Source organism: Gemmatimonadaceae bacterium, assembly GCA_020846935.1.
Classification (GTDB): domain Bacteria; phylum Gemmatimonadota; class Gemmatimonadetes; order Gemmatimonadales; family Gemmatimonadaceae; genus RBC101.
In genome coordinates this window covers 31,519-55,703 of the sequence record JADLCY010000002.1, presented here as the reverse complement: position 1 = coordinate 55,703, position 24,185 = coordinate 31,519, and the positions used below count along the sequence as shown (strand labels likewise).

22 protein-coding genes are annotated in these 24,185 nt (G+C 67.5%); 15 read left to right on the top strand and 7 right to left on the bottom strand.

The features are described from left to right. Positions 1 to 39: 39 nt before the first annotated feature. A complete protein-coding gene (locus tag IT361_04200) occupies positions 40 to 1,326 on the bottom strand; it encodes a DUF1343 domain-containing protein (protein MCC6316873.1) in 1,287 nt (428 codons plus the stop codon). Between the two features lie 412 nt (positions 1,327 to 1,738). Here IT361_04200 and IT361_04195 point away from each other — a divergent pair, with 412 nt between their 5' ends. Next, positions 1,739 to 1,912: a lasso RiPP family leader peptide-containing protein gene (locus IT361_04195; protein ID MCC6316872.1), complete on the top strand. Its 174-nt coding sequence runs from the start codon at positions 1,739 to 1,741 to the stop codon at positions 1,910 to 1,912. A 94-nt stretch (positions 1,913 to 2,006) separates the two neighbouring features. Here IT361_04195 and IT361_04190 read toward each other — a convergent pair whose 3' ends face one another. Both IT361_04190 and IT361_04185 read right to left on the bottom strand, forming a co-directional pair. Further along, complete coding sequence (locus IT361_04190; protein ID MCC6316871.1) at positions 2,007 to 3,755, bottom strand: DNA/RNA non-specific endonuclease; 1,749 nt, start codon at positions 3,753 to 3,755, stop codon at positions 2,007 to 2,009. Between the two features lie 16 nt (positions 3,756 to 3,771). Further along, a complete protein-coding gene (locus IT361_04185; GenBank protein ID MCC6316870.1) occupies positions 3,772 to 4,044 on the bottom strand; it encodes a hypothetical protein in 273 nt (90 codons plus the stop codon). Between the two features lie 150 nt (positions 4,045 to 4,194). On the opposite strand from IT361_04185, the gene IT361_04180 reads away from it, so the two are divergent. Further along, positions 4,195 to 6,207: an Ig-like domain-containing protein gene (locus IT361_04180; GenBank protein ID MCC6316869.1), complete on the top strand. Its 2,013-nt coding sequence runs from the start codon at positions 4,195 to 4,197 to the stop codon at positions 6,205 to 6,207. A gap of 84 nt (positions 6,208 to 6,291) precedes the next feature. Here IT361_04180 and IT361_04175 read toward each other — a convergent pair whose 3' ends face one another. After that, positions 6,292 to 6,729: a hypothetical protein gene (locus IT361_04175; GenBank protein ID MCC6316868.1), complete on the bottom strand. Its 438-nt coding sequence runs from the start codon at positions 6,727 to 6,729 to the stop codon at positions 6,292 to 6,294. A gap of 172 nt (positions 6,730 to 6,901) precedes the next feature. Further along, complete coding sequence (locus IT361_04170; GenBank protein MCC6316867.1) at positions 6,902 to 8,302, bottom strand: alkaline phosphatase family protein; 1,401 nt, start codon at positions 8,300 to 8,302, stop codon at positions 6,902 to 6,904. Positions 8,303 to 8,417: 115 nt separating this feature from the next. Here IT361_04170 and IT361_04165 point away from each other — a divergent pair, with 115 nt between their 5' ends. Further along, complete coding sequence (locus IT361_04165; protein MCC6316866.1) at positions 8,418 to 9,296, top strand: TIGR00730 family Rossman fold protein; 879 nt, start codon at positions 8,418 to 8,420, stop codon at positions 9,294 to 9,296. Beyond that, positions 9,293 to 10,552, top strand: a complete 1,260-nt coding sequence (locus tag IT361_04160) for a deoxyhypusine synthase (protein ID MCC6316865.1) — start codon at positions 9,293 to 9,295, stop codon at positions 10,550 to 10,552. Before IT361_04165 ends, IT361_04160 begins: the two co-directional genes overlap by 4 nt. Positions 10,553 to 10,576: 24 nt before the next feature. Here IT361_04160 and IT361_04155 read toward each other — a convergent pair whose 3' ends face one another. Beyond that, positions 10,577 to 11,029 (bottom strand): hypothetical protein, encoded by a 453-nt coding sequence (locus tag IT361_04155; GenBank protein ID MCC6316864.1) that lies wholly within the window; start codon positions 11,027 to 11,029, stop codon positions 10,577 to 10,579. A 301-nt stretch (positions 11,030 to 11,330) separates the two neighbouring features. Between IT361_04155 and IT361_04150 the strand changes: the two genes are divergently transcribed. From IT361_04150 to IT361_04105, 10 genes are all read left to right on the top strand, one after another. Then, a complete protein-coding gene (locus IT361_04150; GenBank protein MCC6316863.1) occupies positions 11,331 to 11,798 on the top strand; it encodes a GreA/GreB family elongation factor in 468 nt (155 codons plus the stop codon). A gap of 74 nt (positions 11,799 to 11,872) precedes the next feature. Continuing rightward, positions 11,873 to 12,604 (top strand): carboxypeptidase regulatory-like domain-containing protein, encoded by a 732-nt coding sequence (locus IT361_04145; protein ID MCC6316862.1) that lies wholly within the window; start codon positions 11,873 to 11,875, stop codon positions 12,602 to 12,604. Between the two features lie 161 nt (positions 12,605 to 12,765). After that, the gene (locus tag IT361_04140; GenBank protein MCC6316861.1) at positions 12,766 to 13,386 is read left to right on the top strand and encodes a hypothetical protein; all 621 of its coding nucleotides are present in this window, start codon (positions 12,766 to 12,768) and stop codon (positions 13,384 to 13,386) included. A 68-nt stretch (positions 13,387 to 13,454) separates the two neighbouring features. Further along, positions 13,455 to 14,747 (top strand): acetyl-CoA C-acyltransferase FadI, encoded by a 1,293-nt coding sequence (gene fadI / locus IT361_04135; protein MCC6316860.1) that lies wholly within the window; start codon positions 13,455 to 13,457, stop codon positions 14,745 to 14,747. A 34-nt stretch (positions 14,748 to 14,781) separates the two neighbouring features. Further along, on the top strand, positions 14,782 to 16,983 hold the full coding sequence (gene fadJ / locus IT361_04130) for a fatty acid oxidation complex subunit alpha FadJ (protein MCC6316859.1): 2,202 nt from the start codon (positions 14,782 to 14,784) through the stop codon (positions 16,981 to 16,983). A 194-nt stretch (positions 16,984 to 17,177) separates the two neighbouring features. Further along, positions 17,178 to 17,747, top strand: coding sequence for an RNA polymerase sigma factor (locus IT361_04125; protein ID MCC6316858.1), 570 nt, complete (start codon positions 17,178 to 17,180; stop codon positions 17,745 to 17,747). Beyond that, entirely contained in the window at positions 17,740 to 18,351 is a 612-nt protein-coding gene (locus IT361_04120) for an isoamylase early set domain-containing protein (protein MCC6316857.1), read from the top strand. The genes IT361_04125 and IT361_04120 overlap by 8 nt, the downstream gene beginning before the upstream one ends. 3 nt (positions 18,352 to 18,354) lie before the next feature. Then, a complete protein-coding gene (locus IT361_04115; protein ID MCC6316856.1) occupies positions 18,355 to 19,146 on the top strand; it encodes a hypothetical protein in 792 nt (263 codons plus the stop codon). Positions 19,147 to 19,173: 27 nt separating this feature from the next. Then, entirely contained in the window at positions 19,174 to 20,373 is a 1,200-nt protein-coding gene (locus IT361_04110) for a hypothetical protein (GenBank protein MCC6316855.1), read from the top strand. Positions 20,374 to 20,459: 86 nt separating this feature from the next. Beyond that, positions 20,460 to 20,984 (top strand): transglutaminase-like cysteine peptidase, encoded by a 525-nt coding sequence (locus tag IT361_04105; protein MCC6316854.1) that lies wholly within the window; start codon positions 20,460 to 20,462, stop codon positions 20,982 to 20,984. Positions 20,985 to 21,047: 63 nt separating this feature from the next. On the opposite strand, the gene IT361_04100 is transcribed toward IT361_04105, so the two are convergent. Next, on the bottom strand, positions 21,048 to 22,028 hold the full coding sequence (locus IT361_04100; GenBank protein MCC6316853.1) for an alpha/beta hydrolase: 981 nt from the start codon (positions 22,026 to 22,028) through the stop codon (positions 21,048 to 21,050). Positions 22,029 to 22,304: 276 nt separating this feature from the next. On the opposite strand from IT361_04100, the gene IT361_04095 reads away from it, so the two are divergent. Beyond that, positions 22,305 to 23,993: a M14 family metallopeptidase gene (locus tag IT361_04095; protein ID MCC6316852.1), complete on the top strand. Its 1,689-nt coding sequence runs from the start codon at positions 22,305 to 22,307 to the stop codon at positions 23,991 to 23,993. The last annotated feature ends 192 nt before the right edge of the window (positions 23,994 to 24,185 follow it).

The following is a 24,185-nucleotide window of genomic DNA, read 5'->3' as shown; positions in this document are numbered from 1 at the left end:
CCGGCGGAGCGCCGAGCGTGCGACCCGCCTGACGCGGGCCTAACGATACATCAGGTACCGCGAACGCAGCCGCTGGAACGACGCGACCTCTTCGCGCCATGAGGCCACGATCTCATCCGGCGTTCGCCCGGCAACGAGCATCGCCTTGAGTCGTGGCGTCGCCACGAGCCGGTCCAGCACGGTGTCGTTCCACACGAGCCGATCCGCGTGCAGGCGGTGCACCGCCCACAGCAGCGCAACGCCCGTCCGGTAGGGCTCGAACGCGTCGCGATCGGTCACGCGCACGCGCAGGCCACGGAGCCTTTCTCCCGCCAGCTCCGGCGGCCGGCCGTGATACGGCTTCTGCTCGGGGACAAACGATGCCGTGTCGATCGACACGCCGGGAAGCGCCAGGCCGCGCAGCAGTTCGGCGGCGCGCACGTGATCGAGCCACGGCGCCCCGATCAGTTCGAACGGGTGATCCGTCCCGCGTCCCTCCGAGACGTTCACGGCCTCGAAGAGGCACGTGCCCACGTAGGCAAGCACTGATCCGAGCGTGAGGAGGTTTGGCGATGGCTTGCGCCATGTGAGGCCGGTCTCGTCGTACCACATGGCACGGCTCCAGCCCTGCATCGGGACCACGTGCAGGCGCGGTGTGCGCCCGCCCTGCAGCATCCGCTCGCCGTTGTACATGCTGGCCAGTTCTCCCATCGTCATCCCGTGGACCACCGGAACGCGCGCGTAGGAGCCGAATCGAAAGCGCGCCTCGGGGTCGGTGACGAATCCTTCCACCTTGAGGCCGGTGATCGGGTTCGGGCGGTCGAGCACGATCACGTCGATGCCCGACTCCGCCGCCGCGTCCATGACAAACCCGAGAATGTTGATGTGCTCGTAGAAGCGCGCGCCGACTTCCTGGATGTCGAAGACGATCACGTCGACGCCGCGGAGCATGTCTGCCGTCGGCCGATGGTGCTCGCCGTAGAGGTTGTACTTCACGAGTCCGGTGGCCCGATCGATGGCCCGATCGCCATCCCGTGTGGCCGCGTAGTCGTTCGAGCGGATGTCGTACTCCATGCCGAACAGCACGGCGAGCGTGGTTTCGCGGAACCCGTGAAGGGCATCCGCGAGGTGTGTCCCGTCGGCGAGCCGGCCGCTGTGGTTCGAGACCAGGGCCACCCGCTTGCCGCGAAGCAGGTGTGAAAACTCGCCGAGCAGTCGGTCCGCGCCGACCACAACCCTCGCGGCGCCCGCCTCGTCAGGGGGCGGGTTGAAGCCCGTCGTGACGGAAACGAGGCCCAACAGGGCAGGAAGTCCGAACCGACGAAGGGAGCGTGGAAAGGCGGTCACGATAAAGAGGAAAGAGGCGCGCCGGCGGCGCGAGGAGGCCGCTGCTGACGCGAATCTAGCCACCGGACCATTGAGGCCGTCGAAGTTCTCGTCAGGCAATCCACCGCGCAGAGGGTACTCCCTCGCCCTCGCAAGGCCAACAACCAGAATCCGTTAGGCACCTGGCGCACACCCTGTGTTGTCGACGCACCACACGCCGGGTCGCTCCATGCCACAGCACGGCAGGGCACAAGGTCCCCTTGCACGCCCTGCCCGGTCTCCGGTTTGCCACGATGTATCGTGCCGCCAACATCATGTCGCATAACGGCTTGCGTGTCGTAGGGGGCGGGACCATTGGGCGACGATCTGGAGGGCTGTGGCCCGCGACTTGCATTGTGTCATCGCGAATTCACCCGCGACTCAGAGGAGACCAATGTACGAGGCCCCGAAGCTCGAAAAGTTCGGATCGTTCCGCGAACTGACCCTTGGCCGCAACCCGCTTGCAACGACCAAGCGCATCATCGGCGACGATCTCATCCCCGGCATCGGCATGGACTGCGATGGCAATGCGCCGGCCGGAGATCCGCGGGCCTGCATCCGGTCCTGATTCCGTTTCGGCGGATTCTTGATGACGAGGGCCGGCGATGCTTCGCGCATCGCCGGCCCTCTTCGCATCGTGGCCCCCAGCCGGCCGCCGCCGCTCACCGCCGCAGCATCCCTCGACGTGTCGGCGGCTCCATCCGGATATGCTGGTCCCTGATCCAGACTCCGGAAGTGCGCTCAACCACAGCACCACCTGACGGCCGAGGGCTCGCATCAGCGCCGCGTCCGAGCGCCGAGTCACTGCCTGAGGCTCGTGTGCCCTCCACCACGTTCTCGACGGAGTCCGGCAGAAGCGCCAGCAGGTCGTACCCACTCAGCGCTTCCACGGCGTCGACCGTGGTGCGATAGCTGTTCCAGTCGACGTTCCGAATGCCGGGCTCGTTGGGCATGATCGCGGCGATGACCTGCGCGTCACCCGCCTCCTCCACCGCTGCCAGCCCCTGATCGCGCGGCAGCACCACGGCGACCTTCCACGTGCTCGCCGGAATCACGATGCGTCCCTCGCCCTTCACCGTGCCCTTGCTGCCCGCCACCCCGGCGATGACGTAGACCTCCAGGCCCTGCTGACGGGCGAGGTTGCTCAAGTGGATCTCCATCGCCGCCCACGGTCCCTGGTTCAGGTCCGCGGCCTGTGGGACGATGTTGGTGAAGTAGTAGGTGAACGCGTTGTCGAGGCTCCCGGCCGTGCGATCGAAGGAGCGCACGAGGTGCCCGCGGTCGATGGCGTATCCGTGGAACGCTCCGACCCCGGTGTAGTCCGCCGTCGTCAGGCGCGTGAGGCCGGGCGGCAGCGCCGGATCGAACGTGAAGCAGTCGCAGCGATCCTCCGCTCCGAAGTGCGACGCCTCGAGGTCATAGCTCACCCAGTTCGGCGTGCCGCGGCGCGGACTGTACGATGCGGTGTACTGCAGATGCCTGACCACGACGTCGTCCGATGCGTCCGCGTCGTTGGGTTCACCAAACTCCGTGTTGCCTGCATAGAGCGCCGCGGCGCCCAGGAGGCCAACGCGCGTCGGCAGCGTGTACGCGACGGTCGTGAGGCCGTCCGCGGCGGTCGCGCGCAGCACGGCCTCCCCTGGGCCGAGTGCATGCACCACACCGTTCGCGTCGATGCTCGCCAACGTCGGCGTCTCCGAGCGCCATGTCACCGTGGTCGGCACGACCTGACCGCTCGCGTTCCGCACCGTCGCGAACAACTGGTCTTCGAAGCCCACGGGCAAGGGCGGGTCGCTGGCCGAGCGTCCGCTGACGCTGATGGTATGGCTCGGTGGTGGGGGGGCCGCGCCGTTGCAGGTTCCGAACGTGGCAGCGAATGGCCCCGACCACGCGCCGGCGGCATCGCGCTGCAGCGATAGTCCCGGCGCCTCGTTGCCGAGCTCCACGACGCCGATGTCCATCGATCGCCAGCCATCCGCTGGGCCACCGACCGCCGTGACCGTCCCCTCGTACGATATGAACTCGACGACCACGCCCAGCGCGTTCACGAGGGCGATCGCGTCGGGCGAGCCGTTCTGGATGCCGTTCTCCGGATAGGCTTCCACTCGCACGCCCCGCGTTGCACAGGTGGCGGGGATCGTCCCGCTGAGCGTGCGCGTGTCGTACGGTGCACCGGTGCTGCCGTTGTACAGCACCAGCTGCCAGCCCGTGATGCTCGTTCCGGCGGGACCGTTCAGTTCGATGGCTTCGTTGACGTCGGTGCCCGCGTTGTCGTAGTGCACCTCGCTGATCCGGACACCGACCGGCGTCGCGCCGGAGCCCGGATCAGGTGCGGTGCTCGTTGACCCGCACGAGGCGGCGGCAACGATCCAGGCCGCGCAGCCAACGGCGCGAAGGCGAAAGTCTCGCATCGTCCCGCCCGCGCACTCAGCGCAGGAAGCGGCGCGCTACCTGTGCGAGTCGATCGTCGCCTTCGCGCTCGGCGTCGCGCAGCGCTTCCTCGACGTGCACGCGAAGGCTCGGCTCGCCCCAGTAGTACCCCGTGGCGCGCTCGGCGAGCTGCGTTTCGTTCACACGCGCGGCCTCGAGCAGCGCACGCGCCGCCGCCCGATCGTACCCGGGATCATCCCGCTCCGGCAACGCATAGTTGCGACGGGGCATCTCCCCTTCGGCATCATCTCTCAGAAACGCACGCGACATCGGCGGACTCCATCCGATTCCTCCAGCAACCTATGCGGGGGTGCTCTGTCCGAGCAGCGGTCGGTGGCGATCCGTGGCTCGGCGCGTTGCCCCGCCGCGCCGCGCCTGCCATTCTTCCACCGCCTCCGCCACCATCCGACCCTGGATCCCATGAAGCCGTCGCTGTCGCTCGCGCTCCTCTTCGCTGCCGCATCGGTCGTTCAGGCCCAAGGCACCGTCGAGGTCGCCCGCATCGTCGTTTCCCCGTCCAAGCCCGTCGTGAATGCGGGCGACACCCTGCGTCTTACGGCGCAAGCGCTCGACGCCTCCGGGCGTTCCATTCCCGGCGTGCGCGTGCGGTTTCAGGCGCAGGGCGCTCGGTTCGAGGGTGACGTCGACTCGCTTGGGCTCGTGACCGCGGGCGCGACCGGTACGCTTCCGGTCGCGGTGGTGGCGCTGGCGCCGGGCGCTCGCCCCAAGGTCGAGCGCATCGAAGTCCGCATGGTGCCGGGGCCCGCCGCCTCGATCACTCCCAGCAGTGCCTCGGTCCGCATGGCCATCGGCCAGCGGCTCCGGTTGGGCGGCGAGGTGTTTTCAAGGACCGGCGATCCACGGCCAGACGAGCGCGTCTCCTGGCGCTCGAGCGCACCGTCGATCGTCCGCGTGGACCAGGACGGCATGCTCACATCGGTCAGCGCCGGGCGCGCGAATGTGACGGGAACGGCTGGCGCTGCCCGCGTGACCGTGCCGGTGGACGTGGTGAACGGGCAAGTGTCCACGCTCGAGCTGTTCCCCGCACGCGTGGATGCGCGGCAGGGAGATGTGATCCGACTCAAGGCAACCGCACGGGATGCCCGCGGGCGCGAGTTGGCGGGACTCGCCACCGGGTGGTCGTTTTCGCCGGGTGGCGGGGTGATCGGCCAGGACGGCGCTTTCACCGGCTATGAGCCGGGCGAATACGTGATCACCGCGAGCCAGGGGACGCGCACCGCGCAGGCGGTCATCCGACTCACCGAGCGCGACGTGCGTCGCCCGCTGTCGGTCGTTGGTCGGTTGCCACGTACGCGCTTCTCCACCGAAGAGGTGTGGATCCACCCGAACGGGAAGTTCGCGTACCTTGGCTCGGGCGGTGGCGGTGACGTGATGTACGCGATCGACATCAGCGATCCGTCAAAGCCCACCGTGACCGACTCCATCGTGGCCAACACGCGTCGCGTCAACGACGTGATGACCACGCCGGACGGCAGGTACCTCGTCTTCACGCGCGAAGGCGCGAGTGACCGCAAGAACGGCATCGTGATCTGCTCGCTGGAGGATCCGGCGCACCCCAAAGTGATCAGCGAGTTCACCGACGGTGTCACCTCGGGTGTGCACTCGGCCTTCATTCACCAGCAGCCAAAGTACGGGACGCACGTCTACCTCACCAACGACGGGACCGGTGCGCTGCACGTCCTCGACATCTCCGATCCGTACAAGCCAAAGGAAGTCGCACAGTGGAAGACGCCCAAGGCGCACGGTGATGTCGGCCGTACGCTGCACGACATCGATGTTCAGGACGGGCTGCTCTACGGGAGCTGGTGGAACGACGGGCTCGTGATCCTCGATGTGGGCAACGGCATCAAGGGCGGCAGTCCGAGCAATCCGGTGCTCGTGTCGCAGTTCAAGTACGACCTGAATGCGCTGTATCGGGACGTCGAGGCCTCGGGTGGCCCGGGCTTCATTCGTGGCACCCACACGGCGTGGCGTCACAAGAACTACGTCTTCATCGCCGACGAGGTCTTCCCGGCCGGCGGCGTAAAGGGGGCAAAGGACGCGGCCGCGGGTCGCGCCTATGGCCGGCTCCAGGTGATCGACGTGAGCGACATGGCGAACCCCAGGTCCGTGGCGCACTACGAGCCCGAGTTCGGTGGCGTGCACAACGTATGGGTCGCTGGCGACACGCTCTACATGGGCGCCTACAACGGCGGCTTCCGGGCGTTTGACGTGAGCGGTGAGCTGCGAGGCGACCTCCGCGCCCAGGGGCGCGAAATCGGCCACCTCAACACGGCGGACATGGACGGCCGTGTGAAGAACACCGCGATGACCTGGGGTGTCGTGGTGAAGGACGGCCTTGCCTACGTGAACGACATGTACAACGGGTTGTGGATCGTGAAGATCGAACCGAAGCCCGCGGTGGTTCCGTAGCGAAGGTCGCACGGCCGGATACGCAACAGGGACTCGAAGGCACACGGCCCTCGAGTCCCTGTCGTTCGCTATCGTCGCTGTTGGCTACCGTTTGGAGACGACCTGGATCGCCCCGCTTCCGTGACCCGTGCCCCAACGCTGCGTGGCGTCGGTGGCGGAGATGAAACGGATCTCCCGGACCTGAGTGGCCAGGACCGTTCGCAGGTTGCCGACCTCGCCGACGCGCACATCGTCCATGTAGACGACGATGCCGATCTGTACTGCGGCGCCAGTGCCGTCGGATCGAGCGCCCATCGACGTGCCGCGAGGACGCAGCATCTGCGGGCGCAGGCGCTCGACGATGTCGTAGGCATTGGTCGCCTGTCCAAGGATCGCCTGCACCTCCGCTTCCGAAATCAGATTCGCGTTGCCGCGGCGCGCAGGCGCAGCCGCCGACGCGGAGGCGGTTCCGCCAGCGCCGCCGCTGCTCGAACAGGCAGCCGCGAGCGAGAATAGGACGAGCGAAACACGACGCATCGACATGGTGGTCTCCAGAGTGAACCGAGCGCGACGCGCGCTCGACGCATCGATCCTCTCACGCTTTGGGCCCATCCGCAAGACGGCACCGCAGCATCCGCACCGAAGGAAGTCACGACGTCGTCCCTCGATCTCGCAGTCAAGAGATCGTCACGCGCCGGCCGTCGCGGCCCGCTCGTCAGAGAAACGAAGCTCCGTCCAGCCCGGGTGGAATGGCCCTGCCCAGCGCCTGCAACGCCGAGGGCATCACGTCCACGGTCCGGCGCGGTACGCGCGATGCGGGCTGACTTGTGACCAGCGGCACCAGCATGTGTTCGCGATGCAGCGCCCCGTGTGAGGACACGTGGGGAATCGGCTCGTAGCGCTCCCTGAAGTCCCACTGGCGCGCGGCCGAAAGCAGCACCTCGCCACAGCGAGGGGAGGCGGCGAGGTGCGCGATCTGCACCACACCGTCGGGGTAGTCGCTCTGCCAGGTGGCATCGAACGCGTCCGTCGCATCGACCAAGGCCACGTCGCCGATGCCTAACGGGTCGCCGGTTTCCGGGTGGTAGCTGTAGCGACCCCCCTCGGCGACAATGATCGCCGCGCCGCGCCCGTTGCCGCGCACCTCGCATCGCGAGGGTGACAGCGGAAGCACCACGAGATCCACCGAGGGCCTCGAGGTGAGCGCGTCGATCTGCTCGCCCCACTTGCCTGCGAGCTGCGGCCAGAACGGGCGATCCCTTCTGGACAGGTCGAGGTACAGGTGCGCCATTGCATTTCCGCTCACCATCACGGCGATCTGGTGCGAGTTCCCGAACGTCCACGGGTGCGCCAGCGTGCGGAATCCGTTGCCGCGAAACAGCTCGGCCAGGTCGTCGTGAAACCTCACCGGCGAATGCCCGTGGTCGCTCACCACCCACACGTGCGTGTGCTCCCAGGTGCCCGCGCGCTCGGCGTCGTGCCGGATCTCCGCCACGGTCCCGTCCACGATCTGCATCGCCTCACGTACCACGGTCGAGTCGTGGCCCTCGGAGTGCGACGTCTTGTCGATGCCGGTGAGGGCGGCGAACACGAACTCCGGCCGTTCGCGCCGGATGCGTCGCGCCAGCGTGCTGCCGATATCGCGATCGATGGCCAGCCATCCGCGCACGTTCCCGCGAAAGTGCGTCACCGCCGCCCTCGCCACGAACCGCGCACCGAAGCCCAGCCGACTGCGCCACGGCAGTCCTCGATGGATGACGGCGAGCGCACCGAGCCGTGGGCTCGTGAGCTCGAACATCGTCGGCGCCTCGGTGGCAAGATCGCCATCGACCTGCCGCATTTCGGAGCCCACGTAGCTTCGTGAGTGGCCAAACAACCCGCTGATGCGGCGGCTCCGGTCGAACCAGCGCAGGCCCGGCAGCCCCACCGGGCCGGGATAGCGGCCCATCAGGAACGGTGTGTATGCCACCCCCGTCACCGAAGGCCACGCCGTCACGATCGTGTGTGCTCCGCCCTCGGCACGCAGGCGAGTCAGCGCCGGGAGCTCGCCTCGGTCCATCGCGGCGGCGAGGGTGTCCGGACGCGCCCCGTCCGCGACGAGGATGATGACGGGCATGTGGTGGGAGATTAAACTCAGGCGCGCTTGGGCACGGCAATACTCCACTCCAAAGCTATCGATGGCAAACCGGAAACCGCGCATTCGTGGCCCAAAGACGGCCGGCGGACGCTCGATGAACCCATCTACGCTCCGAAGTGCGAGTCAGGAAGCAGTGGAGGGGCTCAAGGAGCGCACCGAGCAGGGGCACCGCGCCGCGGGCCGCACGCCGCCGTCGGAAGTGTCCACGGCCAGGACGAGCGGTGCACATCGCGCCATCGACACCTCGATCCGCGACACCTTCGCCATCACCGAGGACGCCAAGCTCCTGCAGCAGCCCGGGCCGCGCGACGACTTCACCCGCACCGACCCGTGGCGCGTCATGCGCATCACCTCGGAGTTCGTCGAGGGCTTTGACGTGCTAGCCGACGTCGTCAAGGGCGTCACCATCTTCGGCTCGGCGCGCACGGGGCCCGACGATCCGCAGTACCAGGCCGCGCAGGAGACCGCGCGACTCCTGGCCGAGGCTGGCTTCGCGATCATCACCGGTGCCGGGCCGGGGATCATGGAGGCCGCCAACAAGGGCGCGCGCCTCGCCAACGGGCGATCCATTGGCTGCAACATCGAGTTGCCGTTCGAACAGGGCGCCAACCCGTACGTGGATACGCTCGTGAACTTCCGCTACTTCTTTGTGCGGAAGACGATGTTCATCAAGTACTCGAACGCGTTCATCATCTTCCCGGGTGGGTTTGGCACGCTCGATGAGCTGTTCGAAGCGTTGACGCTGATCCAGACCGGCAAGATCAACCAGTTCCCGGTCATCCTGTTCGGCACGCACTACTGGGCCGGTCTCGTGCGCTGGGTGCAGTCGCGCGTCCTTGGTGAGCGGAAGATCTCGCCCGGGGACATGGACCTCATGCTGATCACCGACGACCCGCAGGTAGCTGCAACGGCGGTCATCGCGGCGTACGACGCACTGGTCGACACGTCGCGACCCCAGACGGAGACGCAATGAAACCAAAGAAGGCGAACGGAGGCCGCTTGCTCGGACTCAAGGCGTCGCGCGTGGGCACGCATGTGCAGCGCTCTTCGGCCTCCGGGCCCAAGGCCTCACAGAAGGCCGCGGCCGAAGCCCGCGAAGCAGCGGGCAAGGGCGCAGCCACCGCGCCGGCCTCGAGATTCCTCCGTGGCGGCAGCATCGATCCGCGCAAGATCAATGGCAAGGAGCGCATCGCGGACCTGATCGAGGGCACCTTCCTCGCGTACAACGCGGGCCGGCTGCGCGAGGCCTGTCAGCTGTTCTCCGCCAAGATGCTCGACGACGACGTCACCATCGGCCTCACGATGACCGGTGCGCTGACGCCTGCTGGCCTCGGGATGGCCGCCGTGATCCCCCTCATCGAAGCAGGCTTTGTCGACTGGATCATCTCCACCGGCGCCAATCTCTACCACGACACGCACTTCGGCCTCGGCCTCTCCATGCACCGGGGGAATCCGATGATCTCCGACGTCGTGTTGCGCGAAGAAGGCGTCGTGCGCATCTACGACATCTTCTTCGACTACGACGTGCTGCTGTCCACCGACGCGTTCTTTCGCGCGATCGTCCAGGGCAAGGAGTTCCAGCGGTCGATGTCGAGCGCCGAGTTCCACTGGCTGTGCGGGAAATACGTGGCCGAACGTGAGCGCAAGCTGGGCATCGGCCAGAAGTCGCTGCTGAGTGCGGCCTACAAGCACGGTGTGCCGATCTACACGTCGTCTCCCGGCGATTCCTCCATCGGCATGAACGTCGCCGCGCTCTCGCTCGACGGCAACAAATGCGTGATCGATCCAAACGCCGATGTGAACGAGACCGCGGCCATCGTGCTGAACGCCAAGCGCGGTGGCGGCCGCAGCGCCATCGTCATCCTCGGTGGCGGCAGCCCCAAGAACTTTGCGCTCCAGACGGAGCCGCAGATCCAGGAAGTGCTCGGCATCGACGAAAAGGGGCACGACTACTTCCTGCAGATCACCGATGCACGCCCGGACACCGGTGGCCTGAGCGGCGCCACGCCTGCCGAGGCCGTGAGCTGGGGGAAGATCGACCCTGATCGTCTGCCCGATGCGGTGGTCTGCTACCTCGACTCCACCGTGGCGCTGCCGCTGCTCGCGTCGTACGCGCTGGCCAGGAGAAAGAAGCGGAAGCCTCGCCGGCTCTACGAGCGCCGCAACGCGCTCATGCAGGCGCTGCGGGACGAGTTCGCCGCGGCGTCACGCCGAGGAGCACACGGGTGAAGCGCGGCCGCGCGGGCCGGACGACTATTTCGTGAAGCCGAGCCGGTCGCCGTTAGGCACCGACTGATCCGTGAGCACCACCGCCGTCGGGCTGTACGTGCCGAGGAACCTCGCCACCGTGTCGGTGGGCGATGGCGTGAGCCGCACCGTATTGACCTGCGGGTGTGTATACCGGCCGCGCTGCGTGGACACGGTGCGCTGGCTGGCACCGGCGCCTGCCTGACGGACCACGAACGAGAGGATCCACGAAGAGTCCGCCGCCAGCGTCAGTGCGCCGCGTTGGATCTCGAAGCTGATCCCGTTCTCCGTCAACGTCAGCGGAATCGCACGCTCGTTCACCGTCACCAGCGTGTAGACCTGACCGGTACCGACCTCCGGCTCCAGGGACGAACTCAGGTCGTCGAGTTTGCACGCGGCCAGGCCAAAGACGACGAGAAGGGACCGGGCAAGGCCGGCACTGCGCTGGATTGGGTTCACGCGGAGATAATTGGCCGGGCGGCCGTGTGGCCGCTAGGTGGAACCTGCGTGGAGGGACGAACCGAGCCCGGGTAGTACGCGACTCTCGACCGTCGCGGTCACACGTCCCGCCCCGTGCTCACGCACGACTGGTCCACGCGATTGCACTGGTGCGGATCATGCACGACACCCCACACCGGCGCTGCCCCAGCCCCCAGCGGACCGAATTGAAATGCCGGGGGTCACGCCTTAGCTTGACCTTGTGCGTGTGGCGCCCGGCCCGGAAAGGCCGGGCGCTCCCCTTTTATTTGGTGCCCGTCCGATGCTCGAAGAACTCAAGGCCAAGCTCTCCGCCGAAGCCGAGAAGCTCCAGCACGAACTCAACGTCGTGCTGCCCAACGAGATCCGGAAGGCTGTCGAGCTGGGCGACCTGCGTGAAAACTCCGAATACAAGGCCGCGCTCGAACGTCAGCAGTTCGTGCAGGCTCGGCTCGGTCAGCTCCGCCAGCGGCTGAGCAAACTGGCCTCCGTCGACATGGCCCAGATCCCGGTGGACAAGGTCGGGCTCGGCTCAAAGGTCATTGTGGAGTGCCAGGACACCAGGTCCGTGGAGACCTACCACCTGGTCTTTGGCGATTCGGACAACTTTGACGACGGTCACGTGACCATGGCGTCTCCCATCGGCCGCGCCCTGGTGGGGAAGGCCATCGGCGAGGTCGCGTTCCTCAAGCTCCCGGCCCGCACTCGGCGCCTCAAGATCGTCGAACTGGTCACGATCCACGGCCAATAGGGGCGACGCCCGGCAACCGTAGGGCTCGGCCCGGGTATGGTGTATCACCGTACACGAACAACGGACCGGACAAGATGCGCACGATCTCACTGGCCGTCGCGGCGTCACTCGCCCTCGCCGGCCCTCTGGCCGCCCAGCGTTTTGAAGGCATCGTCGTTGTCGGGGCAGGTAAAGTGGCGGCGCAGCGCGCTCAGGTCGCCCTCCTCGGCAAGCGCGACGCGCTGGTGGACACGGCGACCACCGATGTCTTTGGCGGATTCGCCGTCAAGGCGGACAAGCCCGGGAAGTACACGCTGATGGTGCGGCGCAAGGGCTTCCTCCCCATGACCACCGAAGCCTTCGAACTCCCCGAAGGGGAAGTGCTCACCGATACGGTGTTCCTTACCGGACGCCAGGCCGAGATGGGGGTCAAGGAGTCGCTCAACGAGAGCCTGCGCCGCGTGTTTGGCGCGTCAGCGATGTCCGGCATGTCGCGCTGGATCGGGCCGGACTCGCTCGCCGTACTTCGCGAGCGCAACATCACCCTCGCCGACCTGATCCGGACCGGGCGCCTGCTGGGTGTGAGCATGCCCAACGGGACGGGAAGCGGCTGCGTCCGGTTCTCGGGACAAGGCTACTGCGGGCAGCTCTTCCTCGATGAGCTTCCGGTGAACCTGCGCCCCGACCAGATCTTTCTCACCGATGTCGAGGCCGTCCTGGCGATTCGCGGCAATGAGCTCGGGACGACGGTGATGGACACCCGTCGTTTCGACAACAGCCGGTTTGGTGTGGTCATGGTCTACTCGAGCAGGTTCTCCATCCGCTGAGTCCGACGGACGGGATGGGAGGGTACGGGCGCGCCGGTGACCGCTGGACGGATGGGGCGAGCGCGTGAAGCCTGGGCTGACACTCCGTCGTACAAGGGACCGTAGGACAAGGGGCGCTGACCTGGGTCGGCGCCCTCTGACCTTCCCGCTCACGAGGCCTTATGCGCTTCATCACCAAGCTCTTCGTGTTCGCCGTGGTCCTCACCGGCGTTCTCGGGGTCTACAAGATTGGCCAGGCCTTTCGCGGCGATCGGCACGAGCGTGTCATCGTGAGCGAAGCTCCCGAAGCTCCCGAAGCTCCCGAGCCGCCGGAACCGCCTGAGGTTCCCCTGGCCCCCTCGACACCCGTCACGTCCGTGTCGCTCGCCCGTGATGACGCACATCAGGTTCGCATCTTCACGAACAATCGGGCTGCCTTTCTCTCCCTGCGCGACAACAATCTCGTCGCTGGCCTTTCCGACTCGCTTCGCGAACACGTGGACTCGGCGATGAAGCGCGGCATGGAGAACGAGAGCCATGGCAACGTCGGGGCGATGATCGAAGACGTCGTCCGCTCGAGCGTGAACAAACTGATGCAGAAGGAGATCGTGGTGCCGGTGTCGGAGATTCGTGACATCGAGTACCGCGACAAGCGCATCGTCGTCAGGTACAAGCACGGCGATGGTCCGGGGCTCATCAAGCTCGAGCAGCTCAAGGGCGACAACGATCGAACGCTCCTCGAACAGTTCAACGAGGCCGATGCGCGGCGCCTCGTGGCCGCGGTCAAGACGTTGATCCGGTAGTTCCCCGACACGGCCCCACGTTTTTCACAGGCCCTCGCGTTCAGGCGAGGGCCTGTATGTTTCGGCGCATGGCCCCCTACGGAAACGGGCGACGCGTGGCAATCGTCGCCGGCGTCAGGACGCCGTTCGCAAAGTCGGGTTCCATCCTCAGGTCGCTCTCGGCGATCGAGCTTGGTCGTCAGTGCGTCGCAGAGCTCTTGCGCCGCTCGGGCGTCGACGCGGACCTGATTGAGCTGCTGGTGTTCGGGACGGTTGTCCCCTCGGTGCAGGCTCCGAACATCGCGCGCGAAGTGTCGCTGATTCCCCTGCTCCCCAAGGGGGTGCAGGCGCACAGTGTCTCCCGCGCGTGCGCGTCGGCCAACCAGGCCATCACGGACGCCGCGGACCAGATCGTGCTTGGCCATGCGGACGTGGCCATCGCCGGCGGCGCGGAGTCGCTGTCGAACGTCCCGATCCTGCACTCGCGCGGCTTTTCGGATGCGCTCGTGGCCGCGTCCCGGGCGCGCACGCTTGCTGCACGAATGCGCGCGCTGGCACGCCTCCGCCCGCGCGACCTGGTGCCGGTGACGCCGGCCATTGCCGAACCCACGACGGGCGAGACGATGGGGCAGTCTGCGGAGAAGATGGCAAAGATCAACGGGATCACGCGCGACGAGCAGGATCAGTTCGCGCTGCGCTCGCATCGAATGGCACACGCGGGCACGGTCGACGGACGGCTCACCGCCGAGATCGCGCCGATGTGGGTGCCACCCGCGTTCACGCCCGTGGCGAGCGACAACGGCATTCGCGAAGACACGAGCCTCGAACAGCTTGCCGCGCTCAAACCGGTCTTCGACCGACGTTATGGTACCGTCACGGCTGGCAACGCTTCGCCGCTTACCGACGGGGCGGCGGCGGTGTTGCTCATGAGCGAGGAGCGTGCACGGACCCTCGGTTTCTCGCCGCTGGCATTCATTCGCTCGTACGCATACGCCGCACTCGATCCCGGGGAGCAGCTGCTCATGGCGCCGGTGCTCGCCGCGCCGGTGGCGCTGCAGCGCGCCGGGCTCACGCTCGCCGACATCGATCTCGTGGAGATGCACGAGGCGTTCAGCGCGCAGGTGCTGTGCAACCTCCGGGGGCTCGCGTCGAGATCGTGGGCCGAACGTGCGGGTTTTTCGTCCCCGGTGGGCGAAGTGGATCGGTCCCGACTGAACGTGATGGGCGGATCGGTGGCGATCGGGCATCCGTTCGGGGCGACCGGCGCCCGCATCACCACGACCCTCTGCAACGAACTCACGCGTCGTGGCGGCCAGTTCGGACTGATGACTGTGTGCGCCGCGGGAGGACTGGGCTTTGCCATGGTCGTTGAACGTGCCTGACGAGCGGCATTCGCCTTCCCCTCACGCGCTCCGGATGCCACCGGCCCTGCAGGTCGTGCACGAGAACGGTATCGCCGTCATCACGTTCGACCTCCCCGGCGAGCCGGTGAACAAGTTCTCGCGCGCGGTGAAGGACGAGTTCATGGCGCTGCTCGACCGACTCGAGGCGGATCCGCGAGTGCAGGCCGCGGTCATCCTCAGCGGGAAGCCCGATTCGTTCATCGCCGGCGCCGACATCGAGGAGTTTGTGCAGTGGACGACCGGGGCGCAGGCGAGTGCGGCTTCGAGCGAGGGCCATGCGATGCTGGCACGCCTGGAACGCGGGCGGCTCCCCGTCGTGGCCGCCATCCACGGGGCCTGTCTCGGCGGCGGGCTCGAAATGGCGCTCGCGTGTGCGTGGCGCGTGGCGACCGACCACCCGAAAACGGTGCTCGCCCTGCCCGAGGTGCAGCTCGGGCTGGTTCCGGGCGCCGGGGGTACCCAGCGGTTGCCGCGGACGATCGGTCTGCAGGCCGCCCTGGACATGATCCTCACGGGCAAGAACGTGCGCGCGAAAAAGGCGGCACAACTCGGCCTGGTCCACGACCTCGTGCATCCCGCGATTCTGCGGACGATTGCCGTGCAACGCGCGGGCGAGCTCGCGGCCGGCCAGCGTCGGCGCAACGCCAGCGCGCGTTCGCGCTCGGCGCGCAGCCTGCTGCTCGATGACAACCCCATCGGCCGCTCCATCGTGCTGCGTCGGGCGCGCGAGGTCACGATGAAGAAGACGCGGGGCCTGTACCCGGCTCCGCTCGCCGCCATCGACGCCGTGGCGGCGGGCTACCAGGGTCGGGAGCGCGGATTCGCCGAAGAGGCGCGGCTGTTCGGGGAGATGGCGGAGACGCCCGCCTCCAGAGAGCTGATCTTCCTGTTCTTCGCCACGACGGCGCTCCGCAAGGACAACGGCGTGCGGGCGCCGGACGGCGCGAGTGCGGTCGCCGTGGCGCATGACGTGAACGCGTTAGGCGTGCTCGGCGCCGGGTTCATGGGGTCAGGGATCGCGGCCGTCGCGGCGCAGGCCGGGATTCCCGTGCGGCTCAAGGACGCCGGACTGGAACGGGTGGGCAAGGGCCTGGCCGCGGTGCGCGACGTGCTGCAGGAACGCCTGGTGAAGCGCCACATCACCCGCCAGCAGTTCGACGACCAGATGCTCCTCGTCGGCGGCACGATCGACTACACGGGCTTTGGCGGAACTGACCTGATCATCGAGGCCGTCTTCGAGGATCTCGACACCAAGCACAAGGTCGTTCGCGAGGTTGAGGCCATCGTCCCGGCGCACGCGATCATCGCGTCGAACACGAGTACCCTGCCGATCGGCCGCATCGCCGAGGCGTCGGTGCGTCCCGAGCGCGTGATCGGGATGCACTTCTTCTCGCCGGTGCACAAGATGCCGCTGCTCGAAGTGATCATCACCCCGCAGACCGCGCCAGGCGTGATCGCGAGTACGGTGGCGTTCGGCCGCACGCTGGGGAAGACCGTGATCGTCGTGCACGACTCGCCCGGGTTCTATGTCAACAGGATCCTGTCGCCATACATCAATGAAGCCGGTCGCCTGCTCGATATCGGCGCGAGGATCGAGGCGATCGACGAGGCGATGCTCGCCTTCGGCTTCCCCGTTGGTCCGATCACGCTGCTGGACGAAGTGGGGCTCGACATCGCCGGCAAGTCGGGGGCGATCTTTCATGCGGCCTTTGGCGACCGACTGGCCCCATCGCAGTCCCTGCGCGCCGTGATCGAGGCCGGTCGACTCGGTCGCAAGGGAAAGTCAGGCTTCTATCACTACGACGAGGCCGGAGCGAAGGGTGACGTCGACACCACGGTGTACGCGCTGTTGCCGACGGGCGCCCAGCGCCACGAGGTGCCGATCGCTGACATCCAGCGCCAGCTTTCCCTCGTGATGGTGAACGAGGCCGCGAGGTGTCTGGAGGAGGGCATCATCCGCAGCCCGCGGGATGGTGACGTGGGTGCGGTGTTCGGAATCGGGTTCCCGCCCATGCGTGGCGGCCCCTTCCGCTACATCGACACGATCGGACCGGCGTCGATCGTTCAGCACCTCGAGGACCTGGAGTTCCGTTATCCCGGGCGATTCCTGCCGTGCGAGCTGCTGGTACAAATGGCAAGGAAGGGCGAGCGCTTCTACCGTGGGCATGGACCAGATTCCATCAGTCGGGAGTGGGTAGTCGGTCCCAGGGGTTAGCGAGAGGCCGCTCGGTGTCTGGTGACGGGCGCCAACCGAATAGCGTCCCCTCGGCAACGTGAACCTGCCAGTTGGCCCTTGGGCCTGCTCCAATAACGTGACCCGCGTCACTGTCCGTAAGCCGTGTATTTGCTTCGTTTTACGCAAGTTCTGCCTCACGGCTCCGCTCGCCAATTGTGTTGCGACGTTGACCAATGACGCCTTCGCAGGGTCTCCCTATTCAGAACGACGACGACGCTTCGATCGTGGCTCGGGTGTTGGCAGGTGAGACTGCCGCCTACGCCACCCTCGTGGCGCGGTACCGGGCTCAGTTCGGGCGGTATGCCGTGCGGATGCTCGGGTCGCGGGAGGATGCGGAGGAGGCGCTGCAGGATGCCTTCGTCCGAGCCTACCGATCGTTGGCGAGGTGCGATGATCCGGCGCGGTTCGGATCCTGGTTGTTTCGCATTCTGGCCAACCGTTGTCGGACGGCGGGGGGGCGCAAGGGGCGGCGAGATCGCACGTTCGTTCACGACGACGTTGCGCTCCTCGACGCGTCGCACGACCACCCGGCGGAACGAAATGCGTGGCGCGAAGAGATCCAGCGAGCCCTGCTCAAGCTGGAACCGGAGCAGCGGGAAGCGTTCCTCCTGAAGCATGTGGAGGATCTGGGGTACGAAGAGATTGCGGAGATCACCGGAGTCGGGGTCTCGGCGCTGAAGATGCGGGTCAAGCGGGCCTGTGAGCGGCTGCGCGTCCTGTTGCAGGAGGTTCAGGGTGATTGACGAGAAGGATCCATTCATCGATGGTCTGGCGAAGGAGCTGAAGGAGCCAGTGCGGTTCGATGCGCGCTTCGACGAGCGCGTCATGGCCGCCCTGGATCCGGACGTCATCTCCATCGCGACGAGGCGTGCGCCCCTGGCGCCGTTGCCCTGGTATCGCCGCACGTTCGCCGTGCCGGCCCCGCTGGGTGGGCTCGCTGCGGCGGCCGCCCTCGCCGGCATCGCTGCGATTGGTGTCCTTGCGACTCGCAAGTCCGACGCGACTCCGCAGGTCGCGGCCACGAGCGGCATGGAGCTCCAACCTGTCGCCAATGCGCCGATCGACCGCTCCGCCGAGGCGCAGCCGGTGCAGTTCATCCTTTCGGACAGCACGGCGACCACCGTGTCGCTGATCGGCGATTTCAACGATTGGAACGCCGGCGCGACGCCCATGACGTACGACGCGACCCATCGCGCCTGGATCGTTACCATCCCGTTGGTGCCGGGGCTCCACGAGTACCAGTTCCTTGTCGACGGCAAGCGCCATTCGATCGACCCGAGTGCCCCGATGGTTTCGGGCGACTTTGGATCGCCGAACTCCGTCGTCACCGTCAAGATTCCGCAGTAACCCATGCGCGCCTTCACACGTCCCCTCTCACTGTTGGCCGGTGTCGCCGCGCTCAGTGCGTACACCTGGCTCGGTGACGATCCCCGTCTGGCGGGTCGGCTCGACGAGCGGACGCGTGAAGCGGTGTCTGCCGTCGTTGATGCGGCCCGTGGTGAGGGGCTGCCCACCGAACCGCTGATCGACAAGGCGCTCGAGGGCGCCAGCAAGCAGGCGAACGGCCAGGTCATCGTGCAGGTCGTGCGCGGATTGGTGGTGGACCTGCGCCGGGCGCGCGCGGCGCTGGGTCCGTCTTCGACAGCGCGCGACATTGCCGCAGGCGCTGATGCGCTGCGTGCCGGCGTGAATGTGCGGGAACTCGAACGCCTTCGCCTCGCGCGGAGCACGGTGCGTGTCTCGACCGCGCTCGACATGGTGAGCTACCTCATCAACAAGGGTGTGCCGGCGGATTCCATCGCACCGCGCGTGGTGACGCTGGTGATGGCGTCGGCCAACGAGGAACAGCTGCTCACGTTGCGACAGGACATCGAGCGGGACATGGCCGGTGGCGTAGCGGCCGCGACCGCAGCATCGCTGCGCGGCATGGGGCTCGCACAGGTGCTCGCCGAGCGAGGCGGCAATAGCGGCGGTCCGGGCTCCGCGTTACCTTCGGTGCGCGGTCAGTCGCGTGTGGCTGATCCGCTGGCGAATCCGCAGGCAGTGGGCGCGGTGCAGGGCAATGCCAACGTCTCCGGAGCGGGCGACGGAGCGCGTCCGGCCGGTCCGCGCGGCAAGCCAAAACCGAAGCAGCGTCCGTAAGCACCCCCACGCCGTATTCCGCGTCCTTTGCTGCGCGGCGGGGCCTTTGCCCCCGCCGCGCGACTGTTTCTGGTCCTTGTCGCTGCCGGGAGTCGGTCGCCAGCGGCCGGTGCCCAGGTACCGCAGCGCACGCGCGACGTCGGCGTGGCCACGGTCTCCTACGACAACGGACGCACCTTTACGGCGCTGACGCTCAACGAGACGGCCGTCATCGAGCGCTCCACCGGGAGCCTGGTCGCCAACGGTCTGCTCTCGCTCTTTGACGACGGTCGCTGGAGCATGCAGGGCCTCCTGGCTGGCTCGCGCTTCTCGGCGCCGATGGCGCCCGGCGGGATCTTCCGGCGCTGGTTCTCCGACCTCCGGGGCGAGCTGGCGCTCAACAGCAGTGCGACCGCGCAACAGGGGTTCATGCCCACGCTGCAGGTCAACGGTGAAGTCCGTCTCCACCTCACCGCCAGGGATCATGCGGTGCGTGGCGGTGCCGCCCTCGCACGCACCTTTGACGGGGTCGGCTGGCGGTCCACGGTCATCGGCGAAGCCGGAGGCTGGTGGCGGGTGAAGCCGGGTACCGTGCTCCACGCGACCACGCGACCCATGCAGCTGCAGTTCGGCGACCTCCTGGGCGACACCGAGGGCGGTGTGTCCTGGGTGCGCGGGCGCAGCGAATACGACGTGTCGTTAGGCGTCCGGCTCGGCGAGGCCGACAAGGCGACGTCCGGATGGGGAACGTTTACCGCCACGTGGCCGCTCCGCGCAGGGCTCTACGGCACGGCGAGTATCGGGAGCTACCCGGTGGATCTGATCCAGGGACTCCCGGGCGGTCGATACGTCGCGCTCGCCCTGCGACTCCCGGGGGGTCGGTTCCCGTCGCTGCGATCGAGCCCGCCACCGCGCATCGTGCCCATCGCGCCGGAGCGCCCCGAGCTGCCGACGACGGAACCGCTCACGCTCGTGATCGGTCCGGCACTCGACTCACTCGAGATCCGCGAGATTCGCGTCTGGGCGCCCGGGGTGCGCGAGGTGGAACTCCTCGCCGATTTCGTCGACTGGATTCCGGTGCCGCTGGTGAGGCAGCCGAACGGGGAGTGGCGCGGCTACTACTACGTGCGCGCGGGACTGCATCGCCTCAACCTCCGGCTCGACCGGCGCGAGATGGCGGTTCCGCGCAATCTGGCCACGGTGCGCGACGACTTCAGCGGAACCGTCGGCGTCGTCGTCGTGAAGTAGCCATGGGACTCTGGCGCTGGCTTCGTGGCTCCCCGCGGCTGGACCCTGAGCGATTGGCACTGGGGGATCCGTGGGTTCGCCTGCCAATGTCGCCACCGCTCCCGGCTTTTGGTCCCGGCGCGGGCCATGACTTCCCGCACTACCTCGAGGGCACGTCACGCGTGGCGGTGAAGTCACCGGACGAGGTGGCGCGCTGGCTGCTCGAATGTCGCTACGCGGACGACGCGGCGTTGCTCGATGAGCACGACTACTGGCAGCACCCGTGCACGTTCGAAGTGGTGCGCAGCGGAGACTGCGAAGACTATTCGCTGTGGGCGTGGCGCAAACTGGTCGAAGCGCGCTACGACGCCGACTTCGTGGTCGGCATGCATCGGCGCGTCGATGGGGTGGAGGGTCGACACGCGTGGGTCGTGTTTCGTGATGCAGAGAGCGAATACGTCCTGGACGGCGTGCAACGGACCGTGGAGGCCATGATCCGTCTGCGCTCGGATGCCGCGGGCGCGTATACGCCGCAGGTGGGTGCGTCGGCTATCGGGCGGCGGTTTGCGTATGCCGGGCTCTATCGTACCGACTGGGGCCGCCGCGTGCGGCTGGTGGCGCACGACCGGTGACCAACGCAAGACGAGGCGCCCGTCGGGGCGCCTCGTCCGAACGGCGGTGGTGATGGCGCGCCGTCAGAGGTTGGCTCTGAGGAACGCCAGGATGCGCGCAAAGTTCGCGTCCGACGTGAAGTGCGTGCCGCCGTGCTTCCCCGTCGGGAAGAGGTCGAGCTGCGACGCAGAGGCGCCGAGGACTGCTTGCAGGCGCTGGTGCAGCGTCTGGCCGTGCTGCCACGGGATGGTGCAGTCGGCCTGGCCGTGCTGGATGAGGAACTTCGCGTCGCCCACGCTCACATACTGCTGCGGGTTTGCGGTCGCGACCTTCGACGCAATGGTCTGGATCGGGGCGCCCATCAGCAGTGACGGTGGCGAACCGGCGGCGTTGTGCCCGGTACCGTTGTAGAGCTTGCAGCCATCCTGCTTGAGGAGCGCGTCGAGCGTGAGGAAGTTCACCGGCGTGGCCATGGCGACGACGGCTTTGACGGCGTCCGACTGCCCCGCGTTGCCGAGTGAGAGATCGGTCAGGGCTGTGACACCGCTGGTGGTGCCGAGCAGGGCGGCCAGGTGAGCACCCGCCGAAAGGCCCCAGACGCCGATGCGCTTTGGGTCGAGTTTGTACAGTGCCGCGTTCGCGCGGAGCCACCGAACCGCCGCCTTGGCGTCCTGGATCTGCGCCGGGTATCTCGCCTGGCCAGACAGTCGGTAGTTGGCGCTCGCCAATGCGTAGCCGTTCGCCAGGAGCTTCATCTGGACGGACGTGCTCGAGATCTTCTTGTCGCCGGTCTGCCAGCCACCGGGGTGCAGCCAGAGCACGACGGGAAAGGGGCCTTTGCCCGTTGGGAGATAGAGGTCGAGCTTTTCAGCCGTGGAACGCGTGGCGTACGCGAGGTTGAGGACGCTCGCTGGCGCCGGCGCGGGCGCCAGCGCGACCTCGAGCGAAGGTGACGCCACGTCGGCCGGCGAGCGCGCGTCGGTCGGGGCAGAAGGATCGACGCACGCGGTAGCAGCAAGAACAAGGGCGGCGACGAGGTGTGCCGCGAAACGGGAACGGGGCATCGGGTGCTGAGGAGGATTGCGGAAGGACGGACGATTGCAGCGCGGGAGTCTGTCACAGCGCGCGCGAAATGTCGGTGACGCCGCGCACGCGTTGATCCGAGCCACATCGCGCGTGCCTGATGCACCCCGTCGATGCGATGCAGATCACCGTTAGGCGTGGCGCCAGGGCACCGTTGGCGACTCCCCCTCGGTCGCCCCCGGAGCGATCGATCGGCACCGGCGCTGGTGCGCGCCCGGCACGACGGGCATTTTCCGCGACATCCCCACGCGTCCCGAATGCCCTCATCGCGCCCCGCCTCCGTCCGCCGCCTGACCACCGTCCTCGTGGCGGTCGTCACTGCCTGCGCCCCATCGACCACGCTGCGCACTGCGGCCTCTCCGCCGCGCACGCAGGCGGAGCGTTCGGGCTTCACCGAGACGTCCACGCATGCGAGTGTCCTCGCGTTCCTGGATGCGCTGGGCACGATGGGCGCCCCGATGCACCGAGGGTCGATTGGCACGACCACCGAGGGTCGGGACATCCCCTACGTCATCGCCTCGCGACCGCTCTACGACACACCCGAGGCTGCCCGACGCTCCGGGCGTCCCATCGTCTACGTGCAGGGCAACATCCACGCGGGTGAGGTCGAGGGAAAGGAAGCGCTGCAGGCGCTCCTCCGTGATCTGCTGCTCGATCGCCGACCCAACGTGCTGGATTCGATTGTGCTCATCGCCGTGCCGATCTACAACGGCGACGGGAACGAGCGCTTCGATCACCAGGCAAAAAACCGCGGAGCCCAGAACGGTCCGGAGATGGTCGGCCAGCGCCCCAATGCTCGTGGGCTCGACCTGAATCGCGACTACATCAAGGCCGAGGCGCCCGAGACGCGAGCTTCGCTCGCGATGTTCAATGCCTGGGATCCACACCTTTTCGTTGATCTGCACACGACCAACGGGAGCTACCACGGCTACGCCCTGACGTACGCGCCATCGTTGCACCCCGCAGCGGAGCTGGAAGGTGCGACATTCGGGGCGGCCTGGGCCCGCGACTCGCTCCTCCCGGAAGTCCAGCGTCGCGTGAGGGCCCGCCACAACATCGCGACGTTTGCCTATGGCAACTTTGCGCAGGACGAAGGCGCCTCGGTGCCGAAGGGGTGGCTCACGTACGACCACCGACCTCGCTTCGGCACCAACTACTACGCCCTGCGAGGGCGCGTCTCCGTGCTCTCCGAGGCGTATTCGCACGACCCGTTCGAGACGCGGGTGCGCGCGACCTATGCGTTCGTTCGTGAACTCCTGTCGCTGGCCGCCGAGCGCGGTGCCGCACTCCGCGGCATCGCGGCGCGGAGCGATGCCGCACTCCGCGCCTGGCGTGCTGGCGGCACCCGGGTGCCGCTCCGCGCCGAGATGACGAAGACACCGTGGACCGGCGACGTCGTGTACGAGGTGCTCGAGCGCACGACCGACACCACACGCCGCGAACCTGGCGTGCGCGCAGGCATGCGACGCACGGGGCGGTTTGTCACCGAAACGATGCCGATCTTCGATCGGTTCACGCCCACGATCGCACGCCCCGCGCCATGGGGATTTGCGATTCCGGCCACGGATACCGCCGTCATCGACCTGCTCGCACGCCACGGCGTGGAGATGCACCGGCTGCGCTCGCCGTGGAGCGGAGACGCGGGTCCGCAATACGCGATCGATTCGACGGTGATCGCGCCTCGGCCGTTCCAGGGTCGTCGAGAGGTCCGCCTGGTGGTTCGGCAGGTGCCGCGTGCGACTTCGCTCGCTGCGGGCACGATCATCGTGCCGGTCGCACAGCCCCTCGGCGTGCTGGCGATGGTGCTGCTGGAGCCGGAGAGCGACGACGGCATTGTGACATGGGACGTGAGTGGTCGCGCCACCAGCGACCCGGCGGGCCTCCTCATGACGCGTCTCGCACGTGATCCCGGCGCGCCGATGGACCGGGTGTCGCCGCGACCCTGAGCCGGCGGTCGCCGTGTGTTCAAGGGGCTGGTGATCGGCGAATCGCCTCTCGCCGGTGTCGCCCACCCGAAGTTCGGGTCGGCGCGGCAGGTGGGCGGGCGACCGCCGGGCCGTCATCAGGCAATCACGTACCGCCGGAACGGCCGGGGCTTGGTCATGACCGGCGTATATCTTTCGGCGTCGCGGTGTGAG